This window comes from Billgrantia desiderata (assembly GCF_900108215.1).
In the GTDB taxonomy this organism is placed as follows: domain Bacteria; phylum Pseudomonadota; class Gammaproteobacteria; order Pseudomonadales; family Halomonadaceae; genus Halomonas; species Halomonas desiderata.
On sequence record NZ_FNVC01000022.1, the window covers coordinates 55,093 to 64,759 of the forward strand.

The window sequence follows — 9,667 nt, forward strand, 5'->3', positions numbered from 1 at the left end:
GGATCCACGGGATTCTGCGATCCCCCAAGCACGCCCGGCAGAGACCTCAAGTAACATCATGACGCTGCCCTCTTGCTACGCGCCCTTGATTTGCCTCCGACATTGATGATCCCCTTGCAGTCGGGATACCTAATGCATCCCCAAAAGGCACCACGCTCGCTGTTACGCTTGCGCATATTGCTGCCGCACTCCGGGCATGTCTTGGACGGCTGTACCGGCAAACGCATGGTGGCATTGCCGGCGAGTTGAACCAGCTTTCGAATCGCCGCTTCCTGGCGATTCATGAATGTATCCAGGGAGAGCTTGCCGCTCTGGACATCACCGAGTGACTGCTCCCAGAGTGCGGTCGTCCCGACATCAGTGATCATCGGCGGCAACGCGTCGATCAATGTCCTCGCGGTCGCGGTCGAAACGATAGCGCGCTTCTTGCGCTCCAAGTAGCCACGCTTCAGCAGCGTCTCGATGACTCCGGCCCGGGTTGCCTCTGTGCCGATCCCCTCATGCTCGCGCAATAGCTGCTTGAGTTGCAGATCGGTGACAAACCGGGACGCGTTGGTCATCGCTGCGATTAGCGTTCCTTCGGTGAAAGACTTGGGCGCCGCCGTCTGCTTGTTTTGCACCTCGACACCCACGACATGGCATGACTCCCCCAGGGTCAGTGGTGGGAGTGTTTGTTCGTCCTTCTTGTCCTGGTCGTTGCCACTGGCAACGAGCGCCTTCCAGCCCGGTACTACGATTTTGCGCCCTGTCGTACCGAACTGTTCATTCCCAACGTTCACGGTCACCGTAGTGTGATCGTATTCATGGTCGGGGAGGAACTGGGCGAGGTAACGGCGACGGATCGCATCATAGAGATTGCGCTCCATCTCGCTCATTGAGTCGATCTTGCACGGCTGCAGCGTCGGGATGATGCCATGGTGTGCAGTGATCTTGGCATCGTTCCAGACGCGGCTTTTGCGCGACATGTCGAGGTGACCCTGCAGCGGCTGCAATGTCGAATCCGATTGCATAACAGCGGCAACGACCTGCTTCGCTTCTGATAGCTGCGACTCCGGCAAATAGCCGCAGTCCGTCCGTGGATAACTCGTCGCCTTGTGCTTCTCATAGAGTGCTTGTGCGGCGTTGAGTACGTCTTGGGCACCGTAACCCCAACGGCGCGAGGCTTCTTGCTGCAACGTTGATAGGTCGAATGCCAGCGGCGGTGCTTCCTTCTTACGCCTCGTCTCAAGCTGGGTGATGGACCCCGTACCCCCAGCGACCTTAACTGCCACAGCCTGGGCCGCCTGCTGATTGATGCAACGTCCCTCCTCGTCGAGCAGCTTTTCATCGGCTGGTTTCCACTTCGCGGCAAAGCTACCGGTCGAGGCCGAAAACTGCCCTAAGACTTCCCAGAATGGCTTCGGCACGAAACGCTCGATGTCACGATCCCGGTCGACGACCAGGCGTAATGTAGGCGTCTGGACCCGACCGACTGATAGCACCCCGTCGTAACCTTGTTCCCGGGCGAGTACGGTATACGCTCGTGTCAGGTTCATACCCACGAGCCAGTCGGCCCTGCTGCGGCACATCGCCGAGAGGTAGAGCGGGTAGGTCTGTTCTCCGGGGAGCAGGTTCCCAAGGGCCTTGCGCACTGACTCATCATCAAGGGCACTCAACCACAGCCGCTTTACACTGCCACGGTAGCCACACTGCTCGAGGATCTCGCGCGCGATCGACTCACCCTCACGATCGGCATCGGTCGCCACTACCACTTCACTGGCCTGGGAAAGCAGCTTGCGGATGACAGTAAACTGTTTCTTCGTTTCCTTCTTAACTTCGCTCTTCCACTCCCCCGGGATGATGGGAAGTGTCTCCAAAGCCCAGCGCTTGTAAGCGGGGTCGTAAGCCTCCGGCGGAGCTTGCTCCAGAAGATGGCCAAAGGCCCAAGTTACAACCACTCCATGTCCCTTGAGACACCCCTCCCCCTTCTCCGTGGCTCCTAGCCCCTTAGCGACATCTCGCCCTTGTGACGGCTTCTCACACAGATACAGCTGCATCGCGGTCTACCCTGCTGATTGGTTGAACCATGCAGAATCACGACAGTGCCCACCTTCCACAACGACAAACGTGAAGTCAGTGAGTACGCTTAACACCGAAAAAGCTTGGATGAGCGCGGCCTCCGGCCGCGCGCCCATCGCATCAGATCGGCGAAAGCTGGCCATGCAGTAGCTCCCTTTCCCTCTCCCTTTCCTTTTCGCGATCCGTTGCCACTGGCAACGGATCGCACGCCTGCTGCCCCAGATAAAAAAACCGCCTTCTAATGAAGGCGGGAAAGTGGCGGTGCATATTCGCCAAGGAGCAAGGAGACTGCAAGAAGGAGGTCCTTACCGGGGTGTGCCGCTCTTTGGTCAGTAGGGAACCTCGTCGTCGAAATCGTCGAAGCTGCCTGAGTCGGGAGCGCCATACTGCCTCTGCGCACCTTGCTGAGGTACGGTGGCGCCTTCCTGGGTTGCGGCAGCTTGTTGATTGTTGGATGGAGCAGATGTTTCCCGCTGGCTCTCCTGCCGCGGCTGCATAATCACCTGATCCACACGATGAGGCAGGATGCCAGGTGGGAACGATGCGTCGATGATGATCGCGCTGCGATCTGTGCCGGTTTCCCGGTCTTTCCATTCATTCATCACTTGCTGGCCAACAGCAACGATCCTCATCCCGACCTGGTACAGCTTGGCATATTGCTCCAGTTGCGACTGGCTACCACGCACTTCGACGTTCATCCAGAATCCGCCCCGATCCCGCCACTCTCCACTTTCGCGGTCCCGATACGGATTTTCGAAGCGGCAATTCAGCCGCATGATGCCGCGAGGCTCTTGGTTGTTGCCACTCGACGGCGGAAAAATCCGAACTTGGGGGTCACTGGCGATATTACCGATGTGCTGAACGTGAGTAGCCATAGAGATTCCCTGCTGCAGTGGGTTTGCGCCACGATCACCCAGCGGAGCACCTGGGTCAGCGGAAAACCCTAACCGTGCTGGAATATGTTTCTTCTCTCACTTCTCACCGTTGCCAGTGGCAACGGATTAAGGTCACTGCTCCAGCGCATCGGCATCCTGCCACCGGCGCTCAAGTACTGCCTGGGCGCGCTTGAGTCGCTGGATTGCCGACGCCATCCAGCGTCGCTGCTCATTGAGCAGTGACGCCTGAGTGTTGTGCATAAGCCGCCGCACCTCATGTTGGTAGAGATCATGCCGCACTGGCTCTGAGAGCCGCCCTTGCTCCAGAGCCTCCCGCCACACGTGATCGCCAGTTCGCGGCGAGGTGCCCCGCGTCCTCATACCCTCATGATACGCCTCTCGCCAGCGAAGCACCGGAAGCCCGGAGGCATTTCGGCGATGTATTCGAATTCTGATTCCGGCCGCATGGGTTTCAGGTAAATCATTTACCTCAACTTCGATCCGACGCGCCTCTCGACCGAGCTGTGCAATCTCTGTCTCGACCCTCTCGAGTTCCCTCAGCAATACACCCATGGACTCGTTGCCTCTGGCAGCGCCCCCCTTACCCTTAAAGGGTTTAAACCCTTTAGGGTAGGAGGTGGGTGACTGCGACATGTCACGGTCGAGTGACTCATTTGGGTAGCAATCGGGTGACTGTATCATCGCAAATATCTCCTCGGATGACGTGCAACAGCACATGAAGGTAGTCCAGGTAGGGATGGGGTTGAGCGTTGCCACTGGCAACGCCCAAGGATGGCTCTTCTTAGGAGTCCGCAGTGGAATCGTCGGTTCCGTTGCCAGTGGCAACAGATCCGCCTTCAACCTGTGCTGTCACGGGCCCACTCTGCTGCTCCAGCGCGTCGGAGCCCGACCGCTGGCGAATCACCGGTGCCCAGGGGGAGCGCCGCTCTCCGCGCAGCACGTCCTCCGGTAGCTCACCATATTTCGCCACTGCATCTCGAGCCCGTGCATTGTTTGCGGCATGATCATCTCGTGTCGAACCGGAGTGTCCGGGATAGCGTTTGGGCTCGCTAAACAGGCCAAGGAGCCGCTTTCGTACTGACTCGATCGCCGCAGCCCCTGTATCACGAGACATCATCGCAATGTGCTGCAGCATCAACACATCGCGTACAAGCCGGTCGAACCCAATCAGCAGCATCACGGCTTGCCAGCCCTGAGGGCCTCCGGTGTAAACCGGCGTGACCAAGGGTTGCTGATTGATATTCTCCGCGATGCTCAGCTCTGGCGGGATCGCGTGAAGCAGGTGTTTGACATCGGCTTGCCGCTCGTCCAATGCCTCTTTCGCCTTATCCGCTCGCTCATCAATGCGCAACATCCAATAATCCGCATACGGATCGTCGCGCGCTGCGGACTGCTGGATCCTGCCGGCCAGGAGGAGGAACTGCCGACAGCCGATGATCTGGGGCTTGCCAGTAGACACTCCCCTCCCGTACCACAGTCGGGTAGCGTGGTACGAATGCAGGGTCAGCTCGATTTTGCCGCGCAGCTTCCCCATCGAATCTAAGTCTGTCGCCATTCCTCTATCTCTCTGGGCATGTGTTTAGTGAGGTACAAGGCAACCAAGATAGGCAAGGCGGCGCTAGTGGAAAGGTGATCCTCGTGATATAGGTTTTCCGGTGACAGACGACATACACGTTGCCAGTGGCAACGAATAATTGGTTGGTGGGCTCACAGTTCCGGCACACCAACTTTCTGTCGTATGGCATTTATGTCGATCGTGTAACCCTTCATGCCTAGCATGATCGCCAACTTCACAAAGAGTTGTGGAGCCGGCTGCCGCGACAACAGAGCCGCCTGCGCCTGGATGCCCAGCTGACGCACTGAGGCATAGTGGCTGACCGCCGTCCGGAAAGCTTGCTCAAGAGATCTGCCTGTAGAGACGTTAACCCGAAAGCATCGGTGGCTACCCTCACCGCGCCGGGGCCACTTATCAGCGATAAATGCCGGCGCATAGTACATTCGCCGCTCCCCGCGTCGGATCTTGTACTCGCGTAACAAGTCTGCTCGGAGCCCCGTCGCGAGCCAGCCCTGACCGGCTCGAGCATTGGGCCGATTGAGCCAGTCCTCTTGCCTCTGAGAAAATGCCTGCTCGCGCCATTGTTCGTTGAGTGCGTCCGCTAGCTCCTTAGCTCTCCTTGGCGAGTAATCGCTGTAGGAGAAGTAGGCCTGCCGATACTCACTGCTCGACCCAAGGGTCGTAGCGACCCGTATGCCGATAAAGCCGGCTGGGTGGGCCCCTTCCAGGTACTCGATCACGGCCATCGTGCTTTTCCCCAATCAGTTCAGTCCCAACATCGTGAGCATCTGACGCCGCGCCTCAGCCCCTTCCGCTGACAGCGACTCCAAGCGGCACTTGCCCTGTCCTTCGGCGTTGCCACTGGCAACGGATGCGGATGTCCTGCCCTCATGGCCGCTACGCACCACCGCCCCGGTGTTCACCGAAGCACCCGCGCCTGCCGGCGCAGATGGTGGCGGCTCCGCCACATAACGCTCACCCCGCCTGTCCGCAATGCTCTGAGCATACCGCGTAGGCCGGAACTGCCCTGTCAAAGCCCGTTTCACAAGTCCGTGGAGCAGCCCTGGAGCATTCTGAGCCTTGCCAGCAGCAACCTGCCCAGCTGTTTCGTCCAGCACAGCCTGCCGCATGTCGATGGGCAGCGGGCCGAGTTTCATAGCGATATCGTCTCGTTCACCAGGGCCGAACTCGAGGTTCCCCGGCCAGAACAGTTCGCGCTCATCGCTAGGTGGGGTAGTACAGTACGTATGTTTATTACTACTACGTACTACTGTAGGGTCTGAGTTCGCAACGCGAACTAAGCGATAAGTGTTTGATTTTAGACTTAGTTCGCTATGAGAACTCAGGTTGGTTCGCGATTGCTCTTCACTGAGTTCGCGACGCGAACTGAGGTCTAAGTTATTGTTTCTAGACTTAGTTCGCGACGCGAACTGAGAGGTATCGCCAACCCCTGCCTCAGTTCGCGTATTTTCGTTGCCAGTGGCAACGGATGGCTGTCCCTGCTGGCCATGCATCTCCTGGAAGCGCTTGGCACGCTGGTTAAGGCGATCCAAGGGTTTCGGTCTGATCCAGACACCAGCGTCGGTCATCTCCTGATAGACTGAGCCAGCAACCTCGCGCACAACCCGGTCCTTGTGCTCGCGACATTTAGCGACCAGGTCTATGTACTCGCGATCCAGCATTGCGCCCTCGACCGGAGATAGTGGCTCGTCGTGCAACACGTACACGTTGCCCACGACTCGTCCGTTGAGCGTGTTCCGCGCGCGGTGGCAGAGCGATAGCCAACGAGTGAGGCGCAACACGGCGACTACTCTGGCGACGGTGCCACGCGACGCAATTTTGCCTATGCCACTGGATAGCATTGGCTGCAGATCGTCATATGAGGGAAACGCCGTGCACTGGTCATCGGTTGTGCACAATCGCATCATCTGCCAGCCGATTTTATCGACAGCACCCAAACGAGGATCCCGCAACAACGCAACCGGCACTGATTGATGCGGATTGCCTAGAAATAGCAGCCCACTGCTGCTATCGTTAGAAGTGCTGTTTGAGTCTCCATCACAGGGCTCAGCCTTTTGCGCCGCCGAGGACTGCATTCCTCGGCGGCGTGTCATTTTGGAGGCAGCTCTCCCTACCAGTATTTGGTAGTCGTCTAGACGGCCCATTGCCGCGCCCCTTCCGCCGCCGGCTGATGCCAACGCTTGATCAGCCCATACAGCACCGACAGTGACAGCCCGGTTTCATCTGCCAGCGTCATCATGCCACTAATGTCAGCGAGCGATCGCTCCAGATCGTCCGGCTGCGGTGTGATCCCCTGCCAGCGCTGCCACGCATCATGCTCTTCCGACTCGGTGGGCTCTGGGCGACGCCCCTGCTTGGCGACGAGTCCGAGCAGGATGCGTCGCGTCGCACAATCATTGCCAGACATGCCAAACCACCTGGTCATCATCTCGGTGCTGGCGTCTAGCCGCAGTGCTCGCTCGATCTGCGCCTCACGGTTTTTATCCGCCGTGATGCGGCGAATTTTTGCGAGGAGCATCGTGTGATCGAGCGCGATCCGACATACCGCGTGTGCATCGTGGGCGAGTTCATCGAGCTCCGTCGCTGACATGCGCCGCAGTTCGCGCAACTCGTCGTCGGTAAATCCCAGTGCTTTGGCGCGACGAACATTGCCGTCGCGCAGGTGCTGGATGGCGGTCCAGATGACCGCCTGGGAGATTGATGTGGACATCGAGATATTCCTCTGCGTGTGTATTGGTTATTGCTCTATTGGTAATCCGGATGCGTGCGCAGCACGCGGATCAGGCGAACGAGTCGGAACGCTCTCACAAGAATTTCATCTGGCATGGCTACGTCGCCGGTATCGTGATCCGTTGCCAGTGGCAACGGATCGCATGTGCCGAACAACTCACCGAGTAGCGTCGGCTCACTGGGATAGCCAGGGTGCGTTTCGCCGCTGAGCCCTGCGAGGAATTGCCAAATGAGCTGAGCCCGATAACTAGCCTCGTGCTTCTCGCCGAGGGGCAGGAGGGTGAAGCCAATACCCTCGTCACTCAATTGCAGGGCGCGATCGTCTAGGTCCTCAGTAGGCATGGCGAATTCCGCCCAGCGGGCGAGAGCCTGCGCGAACTGCCCGATCTGCATGCGCAGCTCGCGCGGAGTGCGATACTGGGGCTCAATGCGCCACAGATCTGTAATCGGGTGCATCGGCCCCGCGGACATGAGCGGTACCGCGTGAAGCGCATCGCGCTGGAAATTCGCAGCTTCCTCGCCGGCATCCCTGGCGAGCTGTTCGCGCAGTGCGCGCTGTGCGTCGCTCTCAGTCACTACGCCGCCCACTGTCAGCTCAGCCAGGCGTTCGGCATCATCCTCAGCTCCCCCCGCCTGCTCTGTTGCCGGAGCGTCGGGAGACACTGTTGCTGTCTCCAAGTGCCGGATAGTGGCCTCACGTTCACGCAACTGCTCACGCAAGCGCGACAACTCCTCCTTGAGTGAGGAGTCATCATCCGCCGCCGCATTCCTAGATGAGGGTGTGCCGGTTGGGGACGTCGTTTTCGACGCGTTGCCAGTGGCAACGGATGCCGATAGAGCCTTCGGCGGCTCTAGGAGATCCTCCTCTTCTTCATCAGGCTTCTCGTCCGATATCACAAGAGTCTCAGACGCAGGCTCTGTAGTGCGCTCAGGTTGCGAGCCAGGTGCCTGGTGCGGCTCGCCAAAAAGGATTTGCGGCGCCTCGGGATCGCCACGTAGGCGACCGAGCTCGGCGTCGAGGACGCTCCACACATCTTGTTGATGCTCAGGGTCGTCGATTGACCAGCGCCGCCGCCGGTAGTCGATAATCGTGTTGAAGGTGTGCTCGATCACCGAGAAATGGATGCCGGACTCATCGGAGAGTGCTCCGAATACCCGGTCTTCAAGGACATCCCACGGCAGTTGAGTCTGTCCATCTTGATCGAATTGGGAGACAGCATCATTCCAGAGCACGCCAAACTCGGCGGCATCGAGCTCGGCTCTCTGCCATATTTGCAACGTCACTTCGCGGAACGTAATTAGCCGCTCGACCTGCGGTCGCCCCATTCCTGCACGCAGGGTCTGGGGCAGTGCCGGCCAAATATGCTCTACGGTATACGTCATCCGGCTGATGTGTCCGGGGCCGATCGCGAAACCTAGCTCACGAGCACGTTCCGCAAATGCAGCTTGGCTAAGAGCCCCTTCGGTCTCCTCGATAAATCTCCGAAGTTGCACTACACCCAGGGCCTTCTCGATCCACGACAAATCGCCTCGGGTCTCGTTCTCGCTGAGATGCCCTGCGAGAGCCTCGGCCTCCCCAGGCCAGGGTTTATAGATGCACCAATGTGTGAAATATCGGGCATCACCGGTTTCTTCGTAGAGCTCCTGCAGGATGCTCAACCGCGTGTTACCGCCCGATAGGATGACCCACTTGTCATCGCCGGGGCGTTGAGACACCACCGGTGGCTGTTGCAGCCCGACCTCTCGAATACTCTCTTTGATCTCGTCGTACTTGGGATTTCGCTCGGTACGCGGGTTGTGCTCGTAAGACCTGAGCTGGTCCAGCGTCAGCTCCATCCCTTGCTCACGCAGCGGTGGCCCGAGCTCGCGGACCTGTGCTTGGCGATGCTGTGGAGCAGCGGCAGTCAGCCGCTCTTTCAGTTGATCCCGAGACAGTGCTTTCTTGCTCATTAGTGATCCTCCGGTGACAGCTGCTGGAGCAGCTGGCGTATATGGTTGCGAGTGCGTATCAGGGCGGCATTGACGCGATCCAGTAGGTGCTCACCGCACTCATCAACATCCGACTGCTCACATAGGGCACTGATGGCGGAGCAGATCACGCACAGGTTGTCTGCGACGATGAGCAGGCGCTCTCGTTCTGAAAGTCCTGCCAGGCCGAGCTGCTGCAATCGGCGTCGCTGGGTGGGCAGCAGGCCACGTGTGATCGAATGGAAAAGCAAACCGCTGTCATCCAACAGTGTCAGCAACTGAGCGTTCTGCCGGCATCGGCGCTGAGGCACACAGTCCAGCCATCGTTCGAAGTTGGCCCGGGCGTTTTCGATAGAAGAGTGTTCCACCGGCGCATATCGCATGGGGAGCATCATGCTAGCCATGATTGCGATCCTCACGGCGCAGCCGGGATAGCACA

9 protein-coding genes are annotated in these 9,667 nt (G+C 58.9%); all 9 read right to left on the minus strand.

Annotated elements, in window-relative coordinates:
- Positions 1–56: 56 nt before the first annotated feature.
- The 9 genes from C4S71_RS17335 to C4S71_RS17375 all read right to left on the minus strand — a co-directional run bounded on the left by C4S71_RS17335 (position 57) and on the right by C4S71_RS17375 (position 9,632).
- Positions 57–2,036 carry a DNA topoisomerase III gene (locus C4S71_RS17335; RefSeq protein ID WP_103970027.1) on the minus strand — a complete coding sequence of 660 codons (1,980 nt, stop codon included), beginning with the start codon at positions 2,034–2,036 and terminating at the stop codon, positions 57–59.
- Positions 2,037–2,387: 351 nt separating this feature from the next.
- Positions 2,388–2,933 carry a single stranded DNA-binding domain-containing protein gene (locus C4S71_RS17340; protein ID WP_103970028.1) on the minus strand — a complete coding sequence of 182 codons (546 nt, stop codon included), beginning with the start codon at positions 2,931–2,933 and terminating at the stop codon, positions 2,388–2,390.
- Between the two features lie 132 nt (positions 2,934–3,065).
- Complete coding sequence (locus C4S71_RS23045; RefSeq protein ID WP_422666856.1) at positions 3,066–3,194, minus strand: hypothetical protein; 129 nt, start codon at positions 3,192–3,194, stop codon at positions 3,066–3,068.
- A gap of 541 nt (positions 3,195–3,735) precedes the next feature.
- Positions 3,736–4,509 (minus strand): PFL_4669 family integrating conjugative element protein, encoded by a 774-nt coding sequence (locus tag C4S71_RS17350; protein WP_103970030.1) that lies wholly within the window; start codon positions 4,507–4,509, stop codon positions 3,736–3,738.
- 152 nt (positions 4,510–4,661) lie between these two features.
- Entirely contained in the window at positions 4,662–5,255 is a 594-nt protein-coding gene (locus C4S71_RS17355) for a hypothetical protein (protein ID WP_103970031.1), read from the minus strand.
- 15 nt (positions 5,256–5,270) lie between these two features.
- Positions 5,271–6,623: an STY4528 family pathogenicity island replication protein gene (locus C4S71_RS22360; RefSeq protein WP_146064624.1), complete on the minus strand. Its 1,353-nt coding sequence runs from the start codon at positions 6,621–6,623 to the stop codon at positions 5,271–5,273.
- A 38-nt stretch (positions 6,624–6,661) separates the two neighbouring features.
- Positions 6,662–7,240, minus strand: coding sequence for a DUF2857 domain-containing protein (locus tag C4S71_RS17365; protein ID WP_103970033.1), 579 nt, complete (start codon positions 7,238–7,240; stop codon positions 6,662–6,664).
- A 35-nt stretch (positions 7,241–7,275) separates the two neighbouring features.
- On the minus strand, positions 7,276–9,210 hold the full coding sequence (locus C4S71_RS17370) for a ParB family protein (protein ID WP_103970034.1): 1,935 nt from the start codon (positions 9,208–9,210) through the stop codon (positions 7,276–7,278).
- Complete coding sequence (locus C4S71_RS17375) at positions 9,210–9,632, minus strand: hypothetical protein (RefSeq protein WP_103970035.1); 423 nt, start codon at positions 9,630–9,632, stop codon at positions 9,210–9,212. The genes C4S71_RS17370 and C4S71_RS17375 overlap by 1 nt, the downstream gene beginning before the upstream one ends.
- Positions 9,633–9,667: the final 35 nt, after the last annotated feature.